General features: G+C 61.1%; 37 protein-coding genes. 5 read left to right on the top strand and 32 right to left on the bottom strand.

Features of this window, described 5'->3' with window-relative positions; translation table 11 throughout:
- Nucleotides 1–139 precede the first annotated feature (139 nt).
- Nucleotides 140–970: an NADPH-dependent 7-cyano-7-deazaguanine reductase QueF gene (gene queF / locus C4Q26_RS03490; protein WP_023379595.1), complete on the top strand. Its 831-nt coding sequence runs from the start codon at nucleotides 140–142 to the stop codon at nucleotides 968–970.
- A 70-nt stretch (nucleotides 971–1,040) separates the two neighbouring features.
- Here queF and C4Q26_RS03485 read toward each other — a convergent pair whose 3' ends face one another.
- A complete protein-coding gene (locus C4Q26_RS03485) occupies nucleotides 1,041–1,304 on the bottom strand; it encodes a DUF4404 family protein (RefSeq protein WP_015269548.1) in 264 nt (87 codons plus the stop codon).
- Nucleotides 1,305–1,427: 123 nt separating this feature from the next.
- On the bottom strand, nucleotides 1,428–1,991 hold the full coding sequence (locus C4Q26_RS03480) for a hypothetical protein (protein ID WP_027906773.1): 564 nt from the start codon (nucleotides 1,989–1,991) through the stop codon (nucleotides 1,428–1,430).
- Between the two features lie 190 nt (nucleotides 1,992–2,181).
- Here C4Q26_RS03480 and C4Q26_RS03475 point away from each other — a divergent pair, with 190 nt between their 5' ends.
- Complete coding sequence (locus C4Q26_RS03475; protein ID WP_027906774.1) at nucleotides 2,182–2,889, top strand: VacJ family lipoprotein; 708 nt, start codon at nucleotides 2,182–2,184, stop codon at nucleotides 2,887–2,889.
- 58 nt (nucleotides 2,890–2,947) lie between these two features.
- On the opposite strand, the gene C4Q26_RS03470 is transcribed toward C4Q26_RS03475, so the two are convergent.
- Nucleotides 2,948–3,247, bottom strand: a complete 300-nt coding sequence (locus C4Q26_RS03470; RefSeq protein ID WP_023379598.1) for a PilZ domain-containing protein — start codon at nucleotides 3,245–3,247, stop codon at nucleotides 2,948–2,950.
- 270 nt (nucleotides 3,248–3,517) lie between these two features.
- Between C4Q26_RS03470 and rssB the strand changes: the two genes are divergently transcribed.
- Nucleotides 3,518–4,699, top strand: coding sequence for a two-component system response regulator RssB (gene rssB, locus C4Q26_RS03465; protein WP_023379599.1), 1,182 nt, complete (start codon nucleotides 3,518–3,520; stop codon nucleotides 4,697–4,699).
- Entirely contained in the window at nucleotides 4,696–5,178 is a 483-nt protein-coding gene (rssC, locus tag C4Q26_RS03460) for an anti-sigma factor antagonist RssC (protein WP_023379600.1), read from the top strand. Before rssB ends, rssC begins: the two co-directional genes overlap by 4 nt.
- 66 nt (nucleotides 5,179–5,244) lie before the next feature.
- On the opposite strand, the gene C4Q26_RS03455 is transcribed toward rssC, so the two are convergent.
- The 3 genes from C4Q26_RS03455 to dusA all read right to left on the bottom strand — a co-directional run bounded on the left by C4Q26_RS03455 (nucleotide 5,245) and on the right by dusA (nucleotide 9,391).
- Nucleotides 5,245–7,116: an alkaline phosphatase D family protein gene (locus C4Q26_RS03455; protein ID WP_104882778.1), complete on the bottom strand. Its 1,872-nt coding sequence runs from the start codon at nucleotides 7,114–7,116 to the stop codon at nucleotides 5,245–5,247.
- Between the two features lie 118 nt (nucleotides 7,117–7,234).
- A complete protein-coding gene (tal, locus tag C4Q26_RS03450) occupies nucleotides 7,235–8,161 on the bottom strand; it encodes a transaldolase (protein ID WP_104882777.1) in 927 nt (308 codons plus the stop codon).
- A 219-nt stretch (nucleotides 8,162–8,380) separates the two neighbouring features.
- Nucleotides 8,381–9,391, bottom strand: coding sequence for a tRNA dihydrouridine(20/20a) synthase DusA (dusA, locus tag C4Q26_RS03445; protein ID WP_371919583.1), 1,011 nt, complete (start codon nucleotides 9,389–9,391; stop codon nucleotides 8,381–8,383).
- Nucleotides 9,392–9,488: 97 nt separating this feature from the next.
- Here dusA and C4Q26_RS03440 point away from each other — a divergent pair, with 97 nt between their 5' ends.
- Nucleotides 9,489–10,631, top strand: coding sequence for a site-specific integrase (locus tag C4Q26_RS03440; RefSeq protein WP_104882776.1), 1,143 nt, complete (start codon nucleotides 9,489–9,491; stop codon nucleotides 10,629–10,631).
- On the opposite strand, the gene C4Q26_RS03435 is transcribed toward C4Q26_RS03440, so the two are convergent.
- The 26 genes from C4Q26_RS03435 to C4Q26_RS03305 all read right to left on the bottom strand — a co-directional run bounded on the left by C4Q26_RS03435 (nucleotide 10,600) and on the right by C4Q26_RS03305 (nucleotide 21,936).
- Nucleotides 10,600–10,881 carry a pyocin activator PrtN family protein gene (locus tag C4Q26_RS03435; protein ID WP_060476680.1) on the bottom strand — a complete coding sequence of 94 codons (282 nt, stop codon included), beginning with the start codon at nucleotides 10,879–10,881 and terminating at the stop codon, nucleotides 10,600–10,602. The genes C4Q26_RS03440 and C4Q26_RS03435 overlap by 32 nt on opposite strands.
- Before the next feature lie 10 nt (nucleotides 10,882–10,891).
- Nucleotides 10,892–11,068: a hypothetical protein gene (locus tag C4Q26_RS28060; RefSeq protein WP_177429823.1), complete on the bottom strand. Its 177-nt coding sequence runs from the start codon at nucleotides 11,066–11,068 to the stop codon at nucleotides 10,892–10,894.
- Between the two features lie 14 nt (nucleotides 11,069–11,082).
- Nucleotides 11,083–11,817 (bottom strand): metallophosphoesterase, encoded by a 735-nt coding sequence (locus C4Q26_RS03430; RefSeq protein ID WP_104882775.1) that lies wholly within the window; start codon nucleotides 11,815–11,817, stop codon nucleotides 11,083–11,085.
- 37 nt (nucleotides 11,818–11,854) lie between these two features.
- Nucleotides 11,855–12,352 (bottom strand): hypothetical protein, encoded by a 498-nt coding sequence (locus tag C4Q26_RS03425; protein ID WP_104882774.1) that lies wholly within the window; start codon nucleotides 12,350–12,352, stop codon nucleotides 11,855–11,857.
- 51 nt (nucleotides 12,353–12,403) lie between these two features.
- A complete protein-coding gene (locus C4Q26_RS03420) occupies nucleotides 12,404–12,715 on the bottom strand; it encodes a hypothetical protein (RefSeq protein ID WP_104882773.1) in 312 nt (103 codons plus the stop codon).
- Nucleotides 12,716–12,761: 46 nt separating this feature from the next.
- Entirely contained in the window at nucleotides 12,762–13,115 is a 354-nt protein-coding gene (locus tag C4Q26_RS03415) for a hypothetical protein (RefSeq protein ID WP_104882772.1), read from the bottom strand.
- Nucleotides 13,112–13,519 carry a phage protein NinX family protein gene (locus C4Q26_RS03410; protein WP_177429822.1) on the bottom strand — a complete coding sequence of 136 codons (408 nt, stop codon included), beginning with the start codon at nucleotides 13,517–13,519 and terminating at the stop codon, nucleotides 13,112–13,114. Before C4Q26_RS03410 ends, C4Q26_RS03415 begins: the two co-directional genes overlap by 4 nt.
- A gap of 205 nt (nucleotides 13,520–13,724) precedes the next feature.
- Nucleotides 13,725–13,946, bottom strand: a complete 222-nt coding sequence (locus tag C4Q26_RS03400; RefSeq protein ID WP_104882771.1) for a hypothetical protein — start codon at nucleotides 13,944–13,946, stop codon at nucleotides 13,725–13,727.
- The gene (locus tag C4Q26_RS03395) at nucleotides 13,943–14,131 is read right to left on the bottom strand and encodes a hypothetical protein (protein ID WP_104882770.1); all 189 of its coding nucleotides are present in this window, start codon (nucleotides 14,129–14,131) and stop codon (nucleotides 13,943–13,945) included. The genes C4Q26_RS03400 and C4Q26_RS03395 overlap by 4 nt, the downstream gene beginning before the upstream one ends.
- Before the next feature lie 90 nt (nucleotides 14,132–14,221).
- The gene (locus tag C4Q26_RS03390; protein ID WP_104882769.1) at nucleotides 14,222–14,962 is read right to left on the bottom strand and encodes a hypothetical protein; all 741 of its coding nucleotides are present in this window, start codon (nucleotides 14,960–14,962) and stop codon (nucleotides 14,222–14,224) included.
- A 12-nt stretch (nucleotides 14,963–14,974) separates the two neighbouring features.
- Nucleotides 14,975–15,208 carry a hypothetical protein gene (locus C4Q26_RS03385; RefSeq protein ID WP_177429821.1) on the bottom strand — a complete coding sequence of 78 codons (234 nt, stop codon included), beginning with the start codon at nucleotides 15,206–15,208 and terminating at the stop codon, nucleotides 14,975–14,977.
- Entirely contained in the window at nucleotides 15,189–15,899 is a 711-nt protein-coding gene (locus tag C4Q26_RS03380; RefSeq protein ID WP_104882767.1) for an HNH endonuclease signature motif containing protein, read from the bottom strand. The genes C4Q26_RS03385 and C4Q26_RS03380 overlap by 20 nt, the downstream gene beginning before the upstream one ends.
- A gap of 68 nt (nucleotides 15,900–15,967) precedes the next feature.
- Nucleotides 15,968–16,330, bottom strand: coding sequence for a hypothetical protein (locus C4Q26_RS03375; RefSeq protein WP_104882766.1), 363 nt, complete (start codon nucleotides 16,328–16,330; stop codon nucleotides 15,968–15,970).
- Nucleotides 16,305–16,652, bottom strand: coding sequence for a hypothetical protein (locus C4Q26_RS03370; RefSeq protein ID WP_104882765.1), 348 nt, complete (start codon nucleotides 16,650–16,652; stop codon nucleotides 16,305–16,307). Before C4Q26_RS03370 ends, C4Q26_RS03375 begins: the two co-directional genes overlap by 26 nt.
- Before the next feature lie 41 nt (nucleotides 16,653–16,693).
- Nucleotides 16,694–16,888: a hypothetical protein gene (locus tag C4Q26_RS03365; RefSeq protein ID WP_104882764.1), complete on the bottom strand. Its 195-nt coding sequence runs from the start codon at nucleotides 16,886–16,888 to the stop codon at nucleotides 16,694–16,696.
- Nucleotides 16,889–16,891: 3 nt separating this feature from the next.
- Entirely contained in the window at nucleotides 16,892–17,404 is a 513-nt protein-coding gene (locus C4Q26_RS03360) for a hypothetical protein (RefSeq protein ID WP_104882763.1), read from the bottom strand.
- A 7-nt stretch (nucleotides 17,405–17,411) separates the two neighbouring features.
- The gene (locus C4Q26_RS03355; RefSeq protein ID WP_027907654.1) at nucleotides 17,412–17,975 is read right to left on the bottom strand and encodes a siphovirus Gp157 family protein; all 564 of its coding nucleotides are present in this window, start codon (nucleotides 17,973–17,975) and stop codon (nucleotides 17,412–17,414) included.
- Nucleotides 17,972–18,703, bottom strand: coding sequence for a Rad52/Rad22 family DNA repair protein (locus tag C4Q26_RS03350; RefSeq protein WP_104882762.1), 732 nt, complete (start codon nucleotides 18,701–18,703; stop codon nucleotides 17,972–17,974). Before C4Q26_RS03350 ends, C4Q26_RS03355 begins: the two co-directional genes overlap by 4 nt.
- A 484-nt stretch (nucleotides 18,704–19,187) precedes the next feature.
- A complete protein-coding gene (locus tag C4Q26_RS03340) occupies nucleotides 19,188–19,403 on the bottom strand; it encodes a hypothetical protein (RefSeq protein ID WP_104882760.1) in 216 nt (71 codons plus the stop codon).
- Nucleotides 19,400–19,594 (bottom strand): hypothetical protein, encoded by a 195-nt coding sequence (locus C4Q26_RS03335; RefSeq protein WP_104882759.1) that lies wholly within the window; start codon nucleotides 19,592–19,594, stop codon nucleotides 19,400–19,402. Before C4Q26_RS03335 ends, C4Q26_RS03340 begins: the two co-directional genes overlap by 4 nt.
- A complete protein-coding gene (locus C4Q26_RS03330) occupies nucleotides 19,591–20,004 on the bottom strand; it encodes a hypothetical protein (protein ID WP_104882758.1) in 414 nt (137 codons plus the stop codon). The genes C4Q26_RS03335 and C4Q26_RS03330 overlap by 4 nt, the downstream gene beginning before the upstream one ends.
- 20 nt (nucleotides 20,005–20,024) lie before the next feature.
- A complete protein-coding gene (locus C4Q26_RS03325; RefSeq protein ID WP_104882757.1) occupies nucleotides 20,025–20,285 on the bottom strand; it encodes a hypothetical protein in 261 nt (86 codons plus the stop codon).
- On the bottom strand, nucleotides 20,282–20,644 hold the full coding sequence (locus C4Q26_RS03320; RefSeq protein ID WP_104882756.1) for a hypothetical protein: 363 nt from the start codon (nucleotides 20,642–20,644) through the stop codon (nucleotides 20,282–20,284). The genes C4Q26_RS03325 and C4Q26_RS03320 overlap by 4 nt, the downstream gene beginning before the upstream one ends.
- A gap of 468 nt (nucleotides 20,645–21,112) precedes the next feature.
- Nucleotides 21,113–21,259, bottom strand: a complete 147-nt coding sequence (locus tag C4Q26_RS03315) for a hypothetical protein (RefSeq protein WP_218274787.1) — start codon at nucleotides 21,257–21,259, stop codon at nucleotides 21,113–21,115.
- A 117-nt stretch (nucleotides 21,260–21,376) separates the two neighbouring features.
- Nucleotides 21,377–21,589, bottom strand: coding sequence for a hypothetical protein (locus C4Q26_RS03310; RefSeq protein WP_104882754.1), 213 nt, complete (start codon nucleotides 21,587–21,589; stop codon nucleotides 21,377–21,379).
- 29 nt (nucleotides 21,590–21,618) lie between these two features.
- On the bottom strand, nucleotides 21,619–21,936 hold the full coding sequence (locus C4Q26_RS03305) for a hypothetical protein (protein WP_104882753.1): 318 nt from the start codon (nucleotides 21,934–21,936) through the stop codon (nucleotides 21,619–21,621).
- Nucleotides 21,937–22,063: the final 127 nt, after the last annotated feature.

Here is a 22,063-nt window from a genome sequence, read left to right as displayed (position 1 = left end):
GTTGTAATCTTCCCGTCAGCCAACCGCCAGTCATTGCTTCCTGTTCCCGTCAGGTCGTCGGCCATCGAGTGACAAGAGCCCCAAGGCGAGGCGCAAAAACGGTAGACTAGGGGCATTTCGAACCTTCAGGTCAGTTTCCATGCATCCCGCCGCCGAACATTCCCCGCTGGGCAAGTCCAGCGAATACATTGCCACCTATACCCCTTCGCTGCTGTTTCCGATTCCGCGTACCGCCAAGTGGGCCGAGTTGGGCGTAACCGCCCAGACGCTGCCATGGCAAGGTGTGGATTTCTGGAACTGCTTCGAGCTGTCCTGGCTGCTGCCGTCGGGCAAGCCGGTGGTAGCGATTGGCGAGTTCGCCATTGCGGCCGATTCACCGAACATCATCGAGTCCAAGTCGTTCAAGTTGTACCTCAACTCGTTGAACCAGACGGTATTCGAGTCGATTGCCCAGTTGCAGGCGTGCCTGGTGAAAGACCTCTCCGCTGCCGCCGGCAAACCGGTGGGTGTGCAGGTGCGCACCTTGGCCGAAGTCGAGGCGCAAGGCGTGGTGGCGTTGCCTGGGCAGTGCATCGATGCGCTGGATGTCGCTATCCACAACTACGAGCAGCCCCAGCCGGAACTGTTGCATTGTGACCCTGACCGGGTGGTGGAGGAGACGCTACACAGTCATTTGCTCAAATCCAACTGCCCGGTGACCGGCCAGCCTGACTGGGGCAGCGTGGTGGTCGAATACAAGGGCAAGGCGCTGGACCATGCCAGCCTGCTCACTTATCTGATCAGCTTCCGCCAGCATGCTGACTTCCACGAGCAGTGTGTGGAGCGGATCTACCTTGACCTGAAGCATCTGCTCGAGCCTGAGCATCTGACGGTCTATGCGCGCTATGTGCGCCGGGGCGGGCTGGACATCAACCCGTATCGCAGCACGGGTCCGGTCAGTCCGCAGAACCTGCGGTTGGTGCGTCAGTAAGTCTAGGACTGCTTTACGCCCTGGTGGAGCCGGTTTGCCGGCGATGGGCCGCGCAGCGGCCCTCGCTTCTTCAGATACCCATACTGTGCAGCGAGTTGGCGATACTGCGCAGGGTCGCGGTCAGATCCGGGTGATCGGCCTCGAAACGCTCGATCGCCAGATTCACTCCATCCACCAGGTTGTGGTCTGGTGTCGCTTCCTCAAGCTTCAACTGCGCCTCGATCTGTCGCGCCTCTTCATGCAGGGCGGCCAGTTCCTCATCCGAAAGCGGCACGTTTCGATCCAGTTGCTCGCGCAGGCTGTTCAGTCGCTCTTGCAATTCGCGGGCAGGCATTGGTTGTTCTCCATCAATGGCTTGGCAAGGCATGGACCTCGGCGACGGGGCAAAGGTTCTCGCCTGTCTTCAAGCGTAATCCACTTGCCCACGCTTTGCATGACCCGCATCAACGGTGCTGTATCAGGGTTTTTCGCCTTTGCGTCGGCGCTGGGCGATGTCGACCAGGCAGGTGTCCAGCGCTTCGAGGTGGTCGATGACCGAGTGCACGCCAAGGTCGAACAATGCCAGGGTCGCCCTACCGCGGGCCAGTTCCTGCTCGTGCGGGCTCATGGCTTGCCAATCGCTGGAGGCAAGGTCGCAGGATGGGCTGCAAGCAGCCAGGCCGACGGTCCACAGGCCGGCGTTGAGGCCTGATTGCAGCAGCCGGGGTTCACCGCTGACCAGTACGCAGCCTTCCAGGCGCGGGCTACCCAGGCACATCAGCGCCTGCCAGCAGGCATTCGGTGCAGGCCATTGCGCGCCGTTGGCCCCATGGCCAGGCAGCCATTGCGGAAGCACACTGGCCAGGTGCTTGCTCTGGGCTACGCTCTGCTCATCGAGCCAGATGCATGGCACTTGCCGGCGCCGCAAGCCGGCCAGGGCATCGAGCGCGCCAGGGGCGGGCAGGGGGCTGCCGTTTCGAGCCTGTACCAGGCAATTGCGCAGGCCGAACAGCACAGCGGTGAAGGCAGGTGCATCATGCATGGCAACGTCCCTGAAATAGTCCGCAGGCTAGGGCGCGAATGTTACGGCCCAATGACCAGCAACAGATGTTCACAAAATATTGAGCAAAAATGTGTAAAGCTGTTTCTCAACCCGCAAGCCTTTATACTGGCGCCTTATTTGCAGCGCACTGAGCGTGGCTGCGGCCGAGAAAATCGATGGAGAAACATCTATGCGTAGGATCGGTGCCGGTGTGATCGAGCGGGTCACCCAGGCTTGTGTCTGCGCCAGCTTGCTGCTGGCGCCCGTGGCAGCTACCCAGGCAGCCACCGAGGAGGACCCTTGGGAGGCGGTCAACCGTCCGATCTTCAGGTTCAACGACACCGTCGACACGTATGCACTCAAGCCCTTGGCCAAGGGCTACCAGGCCATTACCCCGCAGTTCCTCGAAGATGGTATCCACAATGTCTTCCAGAACCTGGGCGATGTGACCAACCTGGTCAACGATGTGCTTCAACTCAAGCCCCGTGCTGCCGGCATCGACACCGCGCGCTTGATCGTCAACACCACCTTCGGCCTTGGTGGCTTCTTCGATGTGGGCACCAAGATGGGCCTGCAGCGCAACGATGAAGACTTCGGCCAGACCCTGGGCTACTGGGGCGTGAGCAGCGGTCCGTACGTGGTGATCCCGCTGCTGGGCCCCAGCACGGTACGTGACGGCCTGTCCAAGTACCCGGACACCTACACCAAGCCCTACCGCTACATGGACCATGTACCGACCCGCAACTCGATCTTCGCTTTGGACGTGATCGATACCCGCGCTAATCTGCTGTCGGCGGAAAAGCTGATTCAGGGTGACAAGTACATCTTCATTCGCAATGCCTACCTGCAGAACCGCGAGTTCAAGGTCAAGGATGGCGAAGTCGAAGACGACTTCTGATTCACATTGGTGCGAAAAAGGCGACCTCAGGGTCGCCTTTTTCGTATGCCATGAGTGTTCAATGCATGGCCAGGATACGCAGGCCAAGCTTCTGCTGCCCAGTGGGCTGGTCGGCGATCCACACGACCTCGGTGCTGGCGTGCAATCCCCTGAGTGCCGGATGGTCGGAGTCGATGCGCACTTCGAGTCGATCGCCCACCTTGAAGTGCTGCGCGGCTTGTACCTGCATGCCACCGCTGGACAGGTCGAGGCATACCGCCGCGATCACCTGGCCGGCATGTAGCAGGCTGACCTCGGTATCGATGCGCATGCGGATGAAATCACGTTTTTCGCTGTGGCTGGTGGGCGTCTGGGGCATGCTGCATCCTTCCCATCGGGTTGCACGGGTCGGCTTTCTTATAACTCCCGGTGATTTGCCCTGTAAAGAGCAGGGGCGTCGACCTAGCTGTGCTTGAAACGCCTGGCGGATGGGAGTACCGTCTGCGCCTTACGAGGTACCTCCGCCAGTTGCTGGGTCAGTTTTCTTGTCCTACAACTCAAAGAGAGTGTTACCACCGAGTATCCCTGTAGTCGGCTGTCAGTCTTGATGACACCGCTTCACCAACCCAAACCGGCGCCGTTCGCCCACATGCAGAAAACCAGTGCAACGCTGCTGATCATCGATGACGACGACGTGGTCCGTGCGAGCCTCGCCGCCTATCTGGAAGACAGTGGCTTCAGCGTCCTTCAGGCCAGCAATGGCCAGCAGGGGCTCCAGGTCTTCGAAGAACACCAGCCCGACCTCGTGATCTGCGATCTGCGCATGCCGCAGATGGGCGGCCTCGAACTGATCCGCCAGGTCAGCGAGCGCGCGCCGCAGTTGCCGGTCATCGTGGTGTCCGGAGCCGGGGTGATGAGCGATGCCGTCGAGGCCCTGCGCCTGGGTGCGGCCGATTACCTGATAAAGCCGCTGGAAGATCTGGCGGTGCTCGAGCACTCGGTACGCCGAGCGCTCGATCGTTCGCGGCTGGTGCTGGAAAACCAGCGTTACCGCGAGAAGCTCGAAGCGGCCAACCGTGAGCTCGAGGCCAGCCTGCACTTGTTGCAGGAAGACCAGACCGCCGGCCGTCAGGTGCAGATGAACATGCTGCCGGAAAGCCCCTGGGGCGCCGGCGAGTTCGTGTTCGAACACCAGATCATCCCGTCGCTGTACCTGTCTGGCGATTTCGCCGACTACTTCCGCGTGGATGACCGACGCATTGCCTTCTACCTGGCCGATGTCTCCGGACACGGTGCGTCGTCGGCCTTCGTCACCGTGTTGCTCAAGTTCATGACCACACGGCTGCTGTTCGAGCTAAAACGCAACAGGAATCGTGAGTTCAAGCCTTCGGAAGTGCTCAGCCACATCAATCGTGGGCTGATCAACTGTAAGCTGGGCAAGCATGTCACAATGGTGGGCGGGGTGATCGACGAGGAAACCGGCCTGCTGACCTACGCCGTTGGTGGTCACCTGCCGCTACCGGTGTTGTATACCCCGGGCCAGGCGCGTTACTTGGAAGGCCGTGGTTTGCCGGTGGGCCTGTTCGACGAGGCCACCTATCAGGACCAGGTGATCGAGCTGCCGCCGCAGTTCAGCCTGAGCCTGATGTCCGATGGCATTCTGGACCTTTTGCCGGGAGACACGCTCAAAGATAAAGAAGCTGCCTTGCCGGACATCGTCAAGACAGCGGGTGGTAGCCTGGATGGGCTGCGCCAACGATTTGGATTGGCTACGCTTGGGGAGATGCCGGATGATATCGCCCTATTGGTGTTGAGCAGGAACCTTCAATGAGTACCGGTAGAATCCAGTTCGCCGAGCAAAGCGGTACCTTTGTACTGAAATTTGTCGGTGAAGTGCGCCTGACCCTGTGTTCGGCGCTGGATGCGACGATCGAGAAGATCTTCACCGCGCTGAACTTCTCGGCCATCGTCATCGACCTGACCGAGACCGAAAGCATCGACAGCACTACCTTGGGCCTGTTGGCCAAGTTGTCGATTCTGTCGCGGCAGAAGGTTGGCCTGTTGCCGACCGTGGTCACCACCAACCCGGACATTTCGCGTCTTTTGCAGTCGATGGGTTTCGATCAGGTGTTCAACATCGTCGATCGTCCGGTGCCGTGCCCGGAATGCCTGACCGACTTGCCATCCCAGGACCAGAGCGAGGACGTGGTGCGCTCCAAGGTGCTGGAGGCGCACAAAATCCTGATGGGGTTGAACGACTCCAATCGCGAAGCCTTCCACGACCTGGTAAATGCGCTGGAGCGGACCTGATCCCACCTCTGCATCGCTGCCTTCGCGGGTTCACCCGCGAAGGCGCCAGTGAATCCAAGCCAAAGCTCACGCCCGTCGCATGAACTCCGTCGCCGTTCCACCGGCGGCATTCAACTGGAACACCCGCGCTGGCCGCCCCTGTTCATCGAAGAATACCTGTCCGAGCCCCGCGCTGTTCCATAGCCGTTCGCCTGCATCGGCATGGCTGGGCGTGCGCGGTATCACTTCCATCTCCCGACGCTTGGTGAACCAGTTGAGCGGCGAGCGTGGCGCGTACAGCCAGCGGTTCAGCCGGTCGAGCACCGCCAGCAGGCGTTTGGGGAATTCGTTCTTGATGCCGCTGCTGGTGATCTGCCACAGGTGCGGGCTGCGCTGACGATGGCGAATCAGAACTTCGTAGACGAACGAATAGTGCACATCCCCCGACAGGATCACGTAATGCCCCGGTGTGCGCGAGTGGCGGAAGATGTTCAGGATCACCTGCGCTGCACCCCGGTGGGCCATCCAGTTTTCGGCATCTACCAGCAGCGGGTAGCCCAGCCAACTGAACACCCTCTGCACGGTCTCGATCAGCTTCACCCCGAAAATCGGTGCAGGTGACACGATGATGGCGGAAGGATGGTCGAGCAGCGCCTGCTGCAGCTCGCACAGTGCTTCCCAATCCAACAGGCCGGAGGGCTTGGCCAGGTTGCTTTCGCTGCGCCAGCGTCGGGTGCGGGTGTCCAGCACCAGCAGAGGCGGGTTGGTGGGGAGGTTGAATTGCCAGCCCTGAAAGCGCAGTAGCTCGCCGATCAGTTCATCCTGCACCTGGCTACCCGACGCGGTTTCGGCCAGCGCGCCGACTTGCCCGACCAGCGCTTTGCAGCCATCGGGGTCATTGCCCCAGGCCTGGCACAGCAGGTAGCCCAATAGCGCATTGCCGATGATCCGCCGCGAGAAGGGGTGGCCGTAGGCGGTTTCTTCCCATTGTGCCGACAGGTTCCAGTCATCTGTGATGTCGTGGTCGTCGAAGATCATCAAGCACGGCAGGTGCGCCATCACCCGGGCCACCGGAGCCAGGTTGACGGCAAAGGCCTCGATCAGCGGCAACTCTTTGTGGTACCGACCCTGGCGTTGGGGGTTCAGCCCTTGCGGCATGGTCAGGTCGACCAGTTGCCAGGGCGTGGGCGACCATACCAGCAGGTACATGGCCATGACCTCGGCGAAGGTCACCAGGTGATTGTCGGCATTGCTGGAGGAGAAGATCGGCTTGCGTTTGCCACCGAAGAAACGCTCGCGCAGGGTTTCGTTGCGCTCCTGCGCCGGCAGCAAGTCCGCACGGTGGTAGTAGCAGGCGGGGTGCTTGTAGAGTGCGGCGCTGTCGCTGACCAGGGCGCCGTCCAAGGTTTCATCGAGCAGGCCCAGGCGTGCGATCAGTGCATGGATGGCCCGCAGCATCGGGCCGGCCACATCGTCGGCATAGACCTGATCGCCAGTCATCAACAGCAGCGCCGGACGTTGTTCAGGCCGTTGGCATTGCTGCAGCAGGCGATCGGCACATAACAGGCCATCGGTGGCGGGGTGATGCGGTTTGCGGCAAGAGCCGTGTAGTAGCTGGTCAAGGCGTTCGCGCAGCACGAAGTTGGGGCGCCGCTGGCCGGGGTAAAGCAGGTGCTCGGCCCAGTCGGCAATGCCTCGGCCGCCGAGAAGCACATCGTATTGAAGCTCGACGTTGCAGGGCAGGGGCTGCGCGAAATGGATGTCCAGCAGGTGCAGGTAGGCGTGTTTGCCCACTGGGATGACCTGGCAATCGGTCCTTGGCGTGATGCCAGGGCAGTCCAGGGTGAATTCGGGTTGCAGCGGTTGCGTGCAGGCGAGCCAGATGGCCAGGCGCTGGGGCTCCAGGCGGCGCAATACTGGGCCTGCGAGAACGAGCGGCAAAGAGGAGGAGGGTGTCATTGACAGCTCTGGTGGCTAAAAGGCCCTACGCTGGCAAGCCAGCGTCTAACGGACGGTGCAAAATAAAACGGGCGGAAAATGTGAACACTTCCCGCCCGTCAGGCAAACCCGGTATGTATCAGGCTTTTTCAGCCATCAGTTTTTCCAGTTTCTCCTGATCCCGCGCGAACTGACGGATGCCTTCGGCGAGTTTCTCGGTGCCCATGGCATCTTCGTTCATCGCCCAGCGGAATTGGCTTTCGTTCAGTACCTGCTTGGCCTCACCGGCATTACCCGGCTTGAGTATGCGTGGCAATTGCCCTTGATCATCGCTCAACTGCTGCAGAAGTTCAGGGCTGATGGTCAGGCGGTCACACCCTGCCAACTGCTCGATCTGGCCGATGTTGCGGAAGCTGGCGCCCATGACCACGGTGTTGTAGCCATTGGCCTTGTAGTAGTTGTAGACGCGGGTGACCGACTGCACGCCCGGGTCCTCGGCGCCGACATATTCCTGGCCGGTACTCTTCTTGTACCAGTCGTAGATACGGCCTACGAAAGGCGAGATCAGGAACACCCCGGCATCGGCGCAGGCCTGGGCCTGGGCGAAGGAGAACAGCAAGGTCAGGTTGGTCTGGATGCCTTCCTTTTCCAGCTTCTCGGCGGCGCGGATACCCTCCCACGTGGAGGCTAGCTTGATCAGCACGCGGTCTTTGCTCACACCGGCGGCTTCGTAAAGGGCGATCAGTTGGCGAGCTTTGTTCAGCAGCGCCGGTTCATCGAACGACAGACGGGCATCCACTTCGGTGGAGATGCGCCCAGGGATGACCTTGAGAATGCCCGCGCCCACGGCCACGGCGAACTTGTCGCACGCCAGGTCGACATTACCCTTGGCGTCGGCTTTCACCTGCTTGAGCAGGTCGGCATAGCCAGGGATGGCGGCTGCCTTGAGCAGCAGCGACGGGTTGGTGGTGGCATCGACTGGCTTGAGGCGAGTGATGGCATCCAGGTCCCCGGTGTCGGCGACCACGGTGGTGAACTGCTTGAGTTGTTCCAGCTTGGAGGTCATGGGCGTGCTCTGTCCTGTGCATTTACTCGACATTACCCGAGCCCCGGCAGCTGCTCAAGGCCTGCCGACGCTGCTCGGGCGAACACCGCGAATCCCTGTGGGCGCGGGCTTTAAAGGTGAGCGTTCGAGTCGCAACCGAGCCAGAGGTTCCTTGGCGTCGCTTTGCAATCCCGTCCCCGTAAAAGACGGCTTGTCGGCAGCAAGGCGCTGACTGGCGTGTCACCGCCCCTGCAGCAACTCCGCCGCCTGGTCGAACACCACCAACGGTTCAGGCGCTTTATGAATATCCGCCGACAGCAACTGCCGGAACCGCCGCGCCCCCGGGAAGCCCTGGCCAAGCCCGAGGATATGCCGGGTGATGTGATGCATTGCGCCCCCGCTTTGCAGATGCGCAACGATGTACGGTCGCAGCGTCTCTAGTGCCTGGCTACGGCTTACCGCCGGCGCTTCGCTGCCGAACAGGCGTTGGTCCACCTCGGCCAGCAGGTACGGATTGTGATACGCCTCGCGTCCCAGCATCACGCCATCGAAGGTCTCAAGGTGCGTCTGGCACTCGTCCAGGGTCTTGATGCCTCCGTTGAGCACGATTTCCAGGTCGGGGAAGTCCGCTTTCAACTGCGCGGCAACGTCGTAGCGCAGCGGCGGGATTTCGCGGTTTTCCTTGGGCGACAACCCTTCGAGGATGGCGATACGCGCATGCACGGTAAAGCTACGGCAACCGGCCTCGCGTACCTGCCCGACGAAATCGCACAGTTCGGCATAACTGTCGCGGCCATTGATGCCGATGCGATGCTTGACCGTGACCGGAGTCGATACGGCATCACGCATGGCCTTGACGCAATCGGCCACCAGCGCGGGATGTGCCATCAGGCAGGCACCGATCATGTTGTTCTGCACCCGGTCGCTCGGGCAGCCGACGTTCAGATTGACCTCGTCGTAACCAGCCTCCTCGGCCAGTTTCGCGCAGGCGGCCAGGTCGGCCGGGACGCTACCGCCCAGTTGCAGTGCCAGCGGGTGCTCGGAAACGTCGTGGCGCAGGAAGCGGTGGGCGTCGTTGTGAAGGAGCGCACCGGTGGTGACCATTTCGGTGTAGAGCAGGGTGTGCTTGGACAGCAGGCGCAGGAAGAACCGACAGTGGCGGTCGGTCCAATCCATCATCGGTGCAACAGAAAATCGCCTTACTACCGTATCCATTGGGCGGGCCGCGTTTTCTGGTGTTTCGGGGTGCATTCGGGTTTCTCTCATTCTCTATCGTTTACCACCTTTTTTGCTTATTCTCCAAACCCCGTTGCTGAATTTCAGCAAAGGCATTGGAGGATTTAGCAAAATGGGCACCATCACTACCCGCAAAAGGAAAGACGGGTCTACCACCTACGACGCCCAGATCAGGATCATGCGCAAGGGCGTGAAAGTCTATCAGGAAAGCCAGACCTTCGATCGGAAGACTACGGCTCAGGCCTGGATCAGGAAACGTGAGGCCGAGCTGCACGAGCCGGGCGCGATCGAGAAGGCGAATCGGAGCGGAGTCACGGTCAAGCACATGGTCGAGAAGTACCTTGACCAGTACGAGAAGCTGCGGCCACTTGGCAAGACCAAGCGCGCTACGTTGCTGGCGATCAAGGAAACCTGGCTGGGCGACGTGGTCGACAGCGAGTTGACCAGTCAGAAGCTGGTGGACTATGCCATGTGGCGAATGGAGAAGGACGGCATCCAGGCGCAGACCGTGGGTAACGACCTGGCCCACCTCGGCGCCGTGCTGTCTGTTGCCAGGCCGGCCTGGGGTTATGAGGTCGACCCACACGCCATGCCCGATGCTCGGAAGGTGCTGCGCAAGATGGGCGCCGTCACCCGGAGCCGTGAGCGCAACCGCCGGCCTACCATGGGCGAGCTCGAAAAGATCCTGAAGTACTTCGAAGAGATGCGCGACCGCCGCAAGCAGGAGATCGACATGCAGCGGGTCACGCTGTTCGCGCTGTTCTCCACCCGCCGGCAAGAGGAGATCACTCGAATCCGCTGGGACGCGCTAAACGAGAAGGATCAGTCGGCGCTGATCACCGACATGAAGAACCCTGGCCAGAAGTACGGCAACGACGTCTGGTGCCATCTGCCGGATGAGGCCTGGCGGATCCTGCAGTCGATGCCTCGTGTAGCCGATGAGGTGTTTCCGTACAACTCGAAGTCGATTTCTGCATCCTTCACCAGGGCCTGCAACTTCCTGGAGATAGACGACCTGCACTTTCACGACCTGCGCCACGATGGCGTCAGCCGTCTGTTCGAAATGGGCTGGGATATCCCGAAGGTGGCCTCTGTTTCTGGTCACCGGGATTGGAACTCGATGCGGCGCTATACGCACCTGCGGGGGAATGGCGATCCATATAAAGGATGGGGATGGATCGAGAAGGTGATAACGGGCCCCGTGATCGAGGCCCAGAAGAGGATCAAGAGACGCGTCGAAGACCGCGACCCATGAGCTTGTCGTGCTCGGTCTTGGCCTTCTGGTGCTGCGCGTCCAAATAGGCGGCCAGATCGTTCAGGTGCACGCCACGTGCTGACTTCTGGCTGCTCTCCATGCAGACCAGCGGCAGGTTGATCTCGCCCCGCGCCACCTTGCCCTTCATCTTCTCCGGGGTCAGATGGCTGAAGTAGTCGAGGCACACGCGCTCGAGCGGGATGATTGCCTGGCCGCCGTACTGGGCCATGAGCAGGAAATGGGTATTCATAGGTGCCTCCTCAGGCCAAGAAGTGGTGCCCGACCTTCGCCGCGCGGGCGGCTTCCTCGGTGCGGAACATGAGTTCGGTTTTGCTGGTGCTGCCCCAGGCGTTGTACTCGACATCGACCCACCAGGCGCCGAACTTGCGGTACGGCTCGCTGAGGATCTTCGTCACGTAGCAGTCGATCAGGTTCATGAGTGGCTCCTGGCTCAGTCCCAGTCGTGAGTGATCTTCGGGTTAATAGGTGGCGTGCATTGGAGGGTGGCCAGATCAAGAAGAGTGAAATGGCCATCCATCCAGCCGGCAGTGTCGATGTGGTAGACGTTGCCGAGTAAGGCGGCCTGGCGGAGTGGCGTGTGCCCGACAACTACGGCGCTGATTCCTGTCACGGGATCGGTGTCACCTGAGTTGATCCTGCTGCGCGACCACTGGGCGACAGCTTGTACATGCTCTGCTTCGGCAGGTGAGCCAGTCTCAATGCTCAGCTTGAAATCAGGCCAGCGACCGTACGGAACGTCCGCGTGAACGATTCCGACAATCCCGTGTGCGGTTTCAACCTCGATGGCCAGCGGAATGTCTTCAAGCGCCACAACGACATCGGCCCGCTCATCCTGCGATAGCGCGTAGAACCAAGCGCCGCCGTTGCAGAAGTGCAGGTCGGTGCTTCCTTCGCGGAAGGCCGATACGGTCATTTCCTCGTGGTTGCCGCGTACCGCGTGAAACCACGGGCGATCAAGCCACTCAAGGGCGGCTAGGCTGTCTGGCCCGCGGTCGACCAGGTCGCCAACGCTGAACAGGCGGTCAACTGCCGGATCGAAGCCGGCGGCGTCCAGCGCGGCCTGCAGCCTGGTGAAGTGCCCGTGGATATCGCCAACCGCGAAATCGCGGCCAGCCGTGTTTGCGGCGAAGCGCTTGATGCGCACAACCTCGATGGTTTCGAGCATGGGTGTCTCCACGCCGCCGGTGGCGGCAGGTTGGTGGTCAGGCAGGGATTTTCGCGAGCACCGTGTCAGCCACCTTGATAGCGGCTTGGGCATAGTCGACGTAGGCCGGCGTGAAGCCTCCGGCGTAGTGGATCACTCGCTGGCAGGCGTCTAGCTCTTTGCGCGCCAGGCGCAGCGCCTGCACCAGTTCTTCCTGCAGCGCTCCCTCGGCCCGGCCGATATCCCAGAACTGCTGCCCCCAGTGATTGACCGGTGGCGGGTTGTTGTTCTGCTTTCCGCACGCCAGGGAGCCCACGACCACGTCGCAAAGGCCGAGCTTGTAGGCGTTTTCGCCATCGAGGCTCAGGCCGCCGCGTCGGCGCAGGGTGTTCACGACCTCGTCGGCATCAGCGCCGGGGCCCTTCAGGACAATGTCTTGCTCCGGCTCACCTGGCGTGTAGATAACCAGGGTCAGCTTGGCTTCTGGCAGCAGGTGGTCGCTGATCGCCACCAGCGCATCGTTGGCGACTTCGTGGAATCGGTTGATTGCGGACATAGGGCATCCTCGCCCGCGCATGTCGGCGGGCTTGAGTAGTAGGGGGAGGGGTTACTTGATGCGGTCGAAGAAATTGCCGCCGCGGCGCTGGTAGGAAAGCCCGGACCAGCGGGAGGCGGCGCTGCCGGCCTGACGGATGCATACGGCGTCCGCCGCATAGCCCACATGCAGAACCTCGTCACCTGCGGCGCTGCTGAGCACGATCATGGCTGCCAGCGGCTCGCGCTCGATCTCGTTTCCTTCGATGTGCTGGGCGATTGCCCGGAACCAGTCGGCCAACTTCTTTCGTTGGGCCTGATTGGCTGCGACTTGGTTGTTGTGCGTCCGGCGCGTGGCCGGGAACTGGAAGATTTCGGCTGTCATCGCGGCCCCCTGTAGATCAGGTAGGCCATGTACATCAGGGGCAGGATCATAGAAGGTGTCCTCCGGCATCCAGCAGGGCGTCGCGATCTTGCCGAAGCTGATCGCGCTCCCTGATCAGGGCCTTGATTGCGGTTGAGATGTTGCGGTGCCCCAGCTCGATGGTGATGGCCTGGGCTTCGTCGAACAGCTTGACCTTCTGGTCTCTCTCCTCGGCCGCCCACCTGGCCAACTGCTTGGCCCGCAGCTTGAGGCAGCGCTTGCAGGTGACGTGACGCCAATCGCTTGCCAACTGCTCGTCTTGCATTTCTCCTTCGGTACCGCACAGCACGTCTTCTGGCGGGTCTTGATCGGCCTCGGTGCCGCCATCCCACTCGTACATGTGAACGGCGCGTTTGCTCATTGGATAAGCTCCTTCGGCACCTGGACGGTATCGCCGAGCTTGGTGAGGACGAGGGTGCGGCAGAAGGCAACCAATGCGGTCGGCCCGTAGAGCCAAATGCCGGCGCCTTCCGGGCCTGCGCTGTATTGGCAGCTGCTGTCCTCCAGGTGCGGGTTATGATGGGCGCTGCCCTTGTACTTGTCGATCAACGGGCCGCCGCAGTGCCAGCAGCTTGAAGGGGTAAAGCTCGATTGGTCGTCACCTCCCACGCTGAGAGCCAGAGAGCCGAACAGTGCGAAGGGCTTTGGGGGCTCTTCCTTCCGGGGCGACAGCATGATGGTGCTGATGCCCTCAACCTGCGCCACCGCCCAATCCAGCGCCGCGCCGGCCAGGTTGGATACCCTCACTTCGATCAGGTCGGTCATGGCGCCACCTTCAACGCAGCTTCTCGCTTTTCGAATTGCTCCCGGGCATGCCGCTCGCGTGCCTCATACACCCGGAGGCATTTCTTGCAGGTGACCTCTTTCGGTCGGTCAGAGCCGTCCATGTCTTCGCCGGCCTGGTTGCAAGCTATCTGGCAGTCGTGATCGTCGAAGCAACCGAAGTGCGAAACCAAGTGAATTACCTTGCTCACAGCTCATACCTCTCATCAATCCAGCGCCCAGGCGCCAGAGCGGGTGTCGGTTCGGGTTGTGTTTCGTGCGGGGAGAGCTGGCGCCGGGTGTCAGCGCGTAACTCGCAGGTGCTGGCGCGGGCCTGGCTGCAGCTCTTGCCTGAGGCGTCGATGCAGACCTCGAATTTGCAGCCGGCCAGGGTGGCCAGCAGCAGGAGGAAGAGGGCGAGGCGGGTCATTCCTTCACCTCAATCGTCACGTCGTCATGAATCCATTCGATGTCGAGCAGGTCGTCCTCGGTGATCTGGTCCTCCCTGGTGTCGTTCATATCCACCAGGTCCTGCGCCTCGTCGTCTGGAACGTCCTTCATGACCTTGCGGAAGTTCACGACAGCTTTTCCGGTCAGGATGATTGTTTTGCCCACGGCAGATCCTTGGCCGCCATATCGCGGCAGTGAATAGAGGGGAGAGGGGTTACAGCGTGGAGTACAAATGTTCTCTAACAGGCCGGCGAGCTATTCGCCCTGGTTGGCCAGCATGTTCAGGCGTTGGAACGATGTGCCTGGTATGCCCTGTTCACGCTCGTGTGGCTCCGCGCTGGCTGACAAGGAGCGCAACTCTTCGATCAGCTTGTCGGCTTCGGTTCGATCTTCCGCCACGCCGAAACACAGCAGGTTGAACAGGGAGTCCTCGCACCGCTTGAGCAACGCCTCCCGCTCGGACAGCTTGCGTTTTGCGGCTTCAAGCTCCCACCGCCATTTTCTTGCGTAGCCTTCCGACGACTTAACCTGATTTTTCAGGCTCCCGATGTGGCTGCCGATCATGATGCCGATGTCATCCGGCCGATCAGGGAAGCGAGCCCGGTCCTCGATCAGCCTGATGTTCTCGGCGCGCAGCCGTTCAACTTCAACTGTATCGATCATGGACCCCAGACCGATCACCGGCTGTCCAACTTCCGCCGAATCCCTCTCTGCCTCTTCTTTGGTCCACCAGAAGGCAGTACCAACCATCCACGCTATCGGCTCGGGGTGGGGCTGCGGGACTGGCTGGGCAAACTCTTTGTAGGCTACCCACAAGCCCTGCACATATTTGTCTGCATAGCCTTCGCGATCATCGCCTCGGGCAAGCCAACTGCCATCGAGATATCCGAGGACTGGGTGCTTGGTCTCGATAACCCATTTTTGGAATCGTTCACGGCGACCCTGTGAGTGCTGGGTCGGCGCCTCTGTGATGCTGGATCGGTTTTCTGTGGGCATTGGTTGCTCCTTTCAGCGTGCGCCCGGCGACGGCAATGCGCGCTCAGACTCGATAAATCCGGTGGACGAGGCTTCAGCCCCGGTGGCGACAATGAACGCGACTTCAACCTTGGCGGAGTCGACCAACACCTTACCGACATCAGCAATCGCCTTGGCTCGGTCGATATCCATGGGGTTGTCCCGGTCTTGCAGCGCCTCAAGCGTTGCGAAAAGGTGATTACGCAGGTCAGTCATCTTGTTTTTCACTAGAGGCCTCGCTGATTGCGCGCTTCAGCTTGCTAAGCTGGCGGATGGTGGATTTCAGTTCTGGTGGATACCGGTGGATGGTGTTGCGGCGCATGTTTTCGGCGCGGCTGACCAGCTCAAGGTTGTCGAGCTCGATGTGTTGCGGATTGCGATCCTTAAAAACCACTAGATGGCCGGGCGGGATCTCGCCGTGGGCTTCTTCCCAAAGCAGCGAATGCACCGATTTCCACCGGCGATACGAAGGGCCGTCATCGCACACCTTCCGCTGAAGTATCCCGTCCTCAGTGATTCGCTCTGTGCCCACTGGCAGCCATGTGTGAGGCCTGTTCCCCTTTCGGAACTGAGTAGCTTCGCCGCCGATCTGCAGGCCTTTCAAACCCTTGTTCCATGGGTCTTGACCAGGCTTAAACCGATATTCGATTCCGGGGTTGTCCTCCCGTCTCAGGCGGCAGGCGTGCTCACTGGCGAGATATTCAGCGCTTCTGACCAGGCCCAAGGCATGGGCCTTGTTGTATATCGCGTGGTCGGGCCGATTGAATGCGCGGACCAGGTCCGGCATTGGGGTGTCGGGGTACAGCTCCCGGAGCCTGGCCACCTCCGCGTCGGTCCAAAATCTACGCGACGGCTCGGGCGAGTCCTTCACAAGCCGTCGCCTTGCGTCTTGCAAGGCCTGCAGGGCGATTGGGTTCATGGGTGATCCTCGCCGGGGAGGCGTTCCTCGTTTGAGAGGGTAAGGCGCTGGCGGGCAGCGCCGGAGGGTCAGGCCCGTTCTGCCAGCAGGATCAGGCCGGTATCGTCCGGGTCGTTGCCAAGCATCAGGTCAGGCGTGCGAAGCTCGCGGCTGATGCGGAACCGGTCTAGCTTTCGCGCCACGGAAGGGCTTAATTCAATCTTGTGGCGCGGAGGTTTGAGCAGCTTGACTGCTTCGTCTCGGGTCAGTTCATGCAGGCGATGAATCATCAGCGTCATCGCCTCGCCCTGTTCCTCGATCCCGGCCCACTCCATCAGTTCCAGCAGGGCCTGCTTAGTCCCTGGTCGAACCTTCAAGCGCAGGTCTTCTTCCTGCAGGCGTTCGGCCTTTGCCCTGCGCTTCTCGTCACGCTGCTGCTGCGTCAGAGCCATCATCGCCTCCATTGCGCACGAAGGTAGTTCCCGGCCCGATGTCGAGCAGGTCGCACACCCGGTTGATGATCTTGAGCGCGGCGTCGAACACCTTGGCGTCGTCCGGCTCGCGGGCGAGGCGCTTCATGTTCGGCTGGCGCTCCAGGCAGACCTTATCGACCAAGCGCCGGGCCAGCCTGCGCAGATGATCCGCGCTGTCGTGCATGCGCAGGCTCAGCGCGAATGCCAGGGCCACATCATCAGGCCGGTACTGGCCGCCGCTGCGGGTGATGTACAGCTTTCGGACCGGCTTGCGAATCGATGCGTCGAAAAGGGATGCCATGCTCGACCTCCTGCAGGCCGCTTGGTGGAAGGTGGAAATGCTCACGCCGCCTTGTTCTTTGCAGCGCGCTTCGGATTTTTCTGCTCAATCTCAAGATCCATGTCGTTCCAGCCGGCCAAGAACCAGGCCCCATGGAACGTGTGATAGGCGAATGGGTTGGCCATCTTGCCGCCACCGTTTTGGCGGCATTCCCGGCCAAGGTAGTAGACGCTGGGGTGCTCGCCGTGCTCGCTCATGGCCTACCCCTGGCGCCGCTGAACTGGAAAATCAATGCCGAACTCATCGAGGATCCGCACAAGACGACAGTTGCCGATACCCAGCTCAGACGTGGTCCGGCATCTGGACTTGCCAGCATCACGCATGGCAATGATCTTGTCGGCCAAGTCGCGATCCTCCTGGCTCGGTTCGGCATTTACCTTCGCCGGTCTGGCTGACTTAGGCGGGTTGAAGAATCTGAATCCTCCCCGCGCCGCTACGCCCCATAGAGCGGTCTTGGTTTCGCCCAGGAGCTCTGCGACCTCACCACAGGTCATGGTCTTGGCGAGCTCTTCGATCTTGGCTGTGCGTGCCTTGGCGCGGCTTTTGCGCTCGCCGCCGCGCTCCTGCTTGACTGGCTTTGGCCGCTTTGGCCTCGGTTCGGGGTGCTTGCGCTGCCGAAATGGCACGTATTCGAAGCCCTCAAGCACAACCAACTGGCCGCCAGATGCGAAGAAGGCAGCCTTCGCTGCCTCCAGGTCGATTGATTGGTCCATGGGCGCCTCACTTGATGCGGATCGAGCTCTCGCCGCGCTCAAGATGCGCCCAGCCTGGCTCGGGGATGAGTTCGTGCTCGCAGTCTTCGCCTGCGGCCATGCGCTTGCGGACAGCTTCGTTGTGCTCGCGGTCGGCCTTGAGCTTGGCGGCGATGGCGTTCTTGTCCGGTGCGATTTTGGTCACCACCGACGTCAGCTCATCGGGTACCGCCTGCTCGTTATCGACGATCACCTTTTCCTTTCCGGCTACCAGGCTGATGGTGAACAGCGGGCGCTTGATCGACTTGATGTTTGCGGCATCCATGTTCCGGCGCAGGTAGTCGGTGATGGCTGTCACGCTGTTGGCCTTGATGCGCTTGAGCTCGCTCAGGCGGTTGATCTCGGCGTCGATCGCGCCAATGTCGCCCTCGATGTTGCGGCGCAGCATCACGATGCTGTCGGCCTTAACCTCGAATTCGCCCTGGATACCGGCCATGGTGTCCTGAATGGCCTGCTTGAGACCTTCGTCGTCGGTGTCACACATGGCAGCCAATTCGGCCATCTGACCGGTGAGTGCGTAGAGCTGGGTCATGCTGCGGCCTCCTGCGGTTTGCCGGCTTCGAGGTTCTTCAATTCAAGGGCGATACGGGCGGCGCCTTTCTCATCCTTGCGGCCGATGAGCTTGCGCACGGCATGGTCGTGGATCTTCTTGCGCTCATGCGGCGTCACCGCCCTCTGCATGGTCTCGATCGTGTCCTTGATGAAGTCCAGGCGCTGTTGCTGTTGGCGTTCGATTTCGGCCTGACGGTCCTCGGCCTGTTCAATCGCCTGCTCAGCCTGTAGTTGCTGGACGTAGTTCACGTCATCGAACATGCCCAGGAACACGTCCGCGCTGAAGCCCAGCATGGACAGGGCTTTCTTGATGGCGTCGGTCAGCGACTTCTTCGGCGCCTCGCCATCAGTGGTCATGCCGTACTTGGTCTTGTACTGGTACCGGGTGCACCCGTACTGCTCGACCTCGCCGCGCTGGCCGTCCTGCATGAACCAGAGCTGGATCTTGACGGTGTGGCCGATCTCCCGGCCCAAGCAGATTCGCTTGTCGCCTTCACCGGAAAACACCTCGTGGCCGTCGTCGAATCGCTCTTCGAGGACCTTCCAACCCCAGCCGATGCCGACCGGTCCGAACACTTCGGTCGCCTTCATGACCATCGCGGTGCCGTTCAGGCTTGTGATCTTCTGGCCGCCGACCTCGGCGTTCTTGGTGTAGCGGGTATCGGTGGTCTGCACCTGCTCCCAGATGCGCATGTTGGTAGTGGACATTGGAAAACCTCGCGCCAGGCCGGCGCCGTCAGTTGAAAGGGGAAATGCCAGGTCACCCGGATTGGAGGTGCCACCAGGCCCTGGCTGCGGTGGATGGTTGCGCGCTCTCGCCGCTTACGCTCCGGGTAGGTCCGGTTATCCCCTAAGGGCCCGCCGGGCTCGGGCGTGTGTTCAGGAAGTGATGCTGCCGGCCAGTGCGCTGGCGAGCATGAAGAAGGTGCAGGCGAAGAGCATGGAGAAGGAGCCGCGCCAGATGACCAGGCGGCGGGCGCGCTGGTAGCGGGTCATGACGAGCTACCCATCAGGTCATCGCCGTAGCACTCACCGTTGCAGCCAATTGCGCCGCATTCACGGCAAGAATCTTCTTGGCCTTCCTCGCGCTGGCAGTTCTGCCCGCCGCAATGCGGGCACTCTGTATGGGTTAGGTTGCTGAATGGCCCCATCCAGCGGATGCCGTATTGGCCGCAGTTGCCGCAAATCATGGTCATGTCCGCACCTCGTAGGCCAAGGTGCACATGCCGCACAGGTAAGCCCGGCCCGACCAGGCCGCCGGGTTCTCGATGTGAGCCATGCGCGCTTGATTCATGGCGTCCGCCATGGTCAGCCCCTTGAACACCAGCAGGATGCGGTCATCTGGCAGGGCCTGCGCAGCCTCGGCCACCTGGTCGTCGATGATCGACGGGAAAACAGGCGTGGTCATGCAACCTCCTTGCGCCCATCAACGATCTTGTTGAGGCGCCCGCAGTAGTGGTTGAACTCTTCAATGGTGATGCGCTGATCGGCCAGCATTTCAGTGAGGAGCTTCTGCACCATGACGCTCCAGCTCAGATCCGTGCCGGGGTGCGCCATGGCGTCGAGCTCTTCGTCGATCAGAACGTGCGGGCTTCTCATTGCGCCTCCTCGGCCTGGGCCAGCACTCCTTCCTTGGCGAAGGGGGTGAGCAGCTGGCGTGCGATTTCTTCCAGTGCTGCCTCGGGGTTGGCGACGCTCATGATCTCGTCGGCCGCTGCCTTTGCGTCGCTGGTGATCTTGGAGCGGGCTGCCAGAACCAGGCGGCCCAGTACCGAGCTGCTGATCCCCGATAGGCCCAGCTGGCCCATCACAAACTCATCCACCGCCTGGGCGAAGCGCTCGTAGGTGACGCCCTGCTTCGGGCGCATCCGACGCTGAAACACAACGTCGCGGCGCGCCATCAGCTCAGCGATGCCATCGTCGATCCACAGGCGCTCCGGCACATCGTCCGGGTGCTCGCCTGGAAGGCGGTTGTCGTACTCAAACTGTGCTGCTCGAAGTGCGCCCATGGTCGCCTCCAGGTGGTGGGTTACTCGGTGGGTTCGGCTGGCAGCGGGTGCCAGTGGGTTGTGATTGGCCGGGCGACTTGGCCAGGGCCGTCAGCGCAGGTTTCGATGTGCTGGCAGGATTCCTCTGCCTCGTACCAGGCGCCGCCTTCGGTATCGCTCGAATCCGCCTGCCAGCAGTCCAGCTCGGCAGCGAAGCAGTTCCAGTTCGGCCACTTGCGCCATACGACAACGGTTTGGCCATCAGTTGGCTTGGCGTCTTCGCACTTGATCCAGCCGCTCATGGCTTCACCCGGGCCTTGTCGATGGCGTCTAGCTGCTCAGCCCACGCCTCTGTGAATTCGAGATAATCGGTGCTGTCGAGCCACTGAGCCTGTACTGAGTCGACGTCTCCACTTGGGGTTACACGCTGAATCCAGTCTTCAAAAACTCGTTGCTCGGCGTTCTCTACCAGCGACACCAGCGCAGCGAACATTTCAGGTGCAGCAGCCATCAAGCAAGCATTGGCCTCGCCTTGTTCAATCAGGCTGTTGTAGGAGGCGATCACGATGTCGCCACCTTCTGCTGTTACCTGAGCTTCGAGCTTGTCTACAGCGTTATAGCCGGACCAGTAGCTCCAAGGCCCTGGAGTGTGATTGCTCATTGCGTGAACCTAAGTAGCCAACCGCATTGGCCAGGAGCCAGGCGAAGGTGACCAAACCCACCGTGAAAGGTGGCCTGGCGCCTGCCAATGCGGTCGAAGTGAAGGGAAGGGGATGCAGAGGCCGGGCACTACCCCGGCAGCTGGCTTGGCGTGGACCCATCCAGCGGCGCAATTCGTTTACCCTCAGAGCGAGGGAAGGGACGTCCACAGGTGCTTCGGTAACCGCGCCCGGAGCTGGGCGCTTCTCTGCATCGGGGTGTGATCTGGCCGGTGCTGCGTTCTCTCCGGCTTGGCGGCCTAACTCTGTGATGTCTCAGTAGCTCGCCAACGAGACTAGGTTTGCGCATCAGCCTGCGCACTCAGATCACACTCCGATGAAGCCTGCGATGGGGAGCAGGGCATCGGGCAGTTAGCGACAGGCTGTCGGAGCGAAGACCTTGCATTCCGTTTCTAGCGCTGCCGAGGCAGCTACGCGGTTTGCAGCGGGTCACGCTCATTTTCCAGCAGCAGGCCGTGCTCAATGCAGAACTGAATCTCTGCGTCAAAACCGGCACGGTTCAGAACCTGCTGGCCGTTCGGATCGTAAATGGCTCGATGGTGGCCGGCGCCGGTCACTCGTGGCGTCCTGACGACTGCATAACCGTGACGTTCGAAGCAGCCGTTCGGGCTGTTTGGCTGAGGTTGCATAATCAAGCCTCCAGGGCATCGGGCCGTCTTTCCGGCTGTCAGGGATCAGCGCTTGCCCAGGACCGCCTTGGTGACGACCTTGGGGAATTTCTTGGTGCGGATTTCGTTCGCCTGCTTGTCGGTAAGCAGCCCCGCTAAGTACAGCGTGGTGATCGAGGTATTGATGTGGTCGAGGCGCTTGGCCTCGTCGGCGTTCATTTCCGGGAACTGCTGGGCGAAGGGCCGCGCGGCCCAGCCTTGCTCGAATGTCTGAGGCATCGATCTGCCCTCCAGGGCGGTTGATCAGGTCAGGCCGGTAAGTTTCTGTCGTCGCCTTCGTGCGAAAGAAACTCATGAATCTTGTCAAGGCCGATGTGCTCCAACGTGTCGTCTGGATCGCTATTGGCCAGAAGCCAGGCGCGAACTTCCTCCTCTCCGATCTGCTGCAAAAGGGTCTCGGCGCCTACCTCGCTCACGATGTCCACGGGGTCGAGATCGTGGAGGCGGTCGTCAAGGTCAAGCTGAGCAGCGACCTCTCGGCCATTGGCCTGAACCGTTACGCTGACTCCGCTGTTGTGATAGGTGCTATCCACGCTAACGCTGTCTGCTGGGAATGTGATTTCCATTGGTGTCACTCCAGTTGATTTCCAATGCCGGCTCAGTGAACCGGCATCAGTAAATCGTTCTGTCCCATTACCGCCGGGGTGGCGGTGCGCATTGCATGCCCGGGTCGTTCTCTCGGTTAAGGCGTTT

The sequence above is a fragment of the Pseudomonas sp. SWI44 genome, from assembly GCF_002947915.1.
Taxonomy (GTDB): Bacteria; Pseudomonadota; Gammaproteobacteria; order Pseudomonadales; family Pseudomonadaceae; genus Aquipseudomonas; species Aquipseudomonas taiwanensis.
This window is presented reverse-complemented; position numbering and strand designations above follow the sequence as displayed.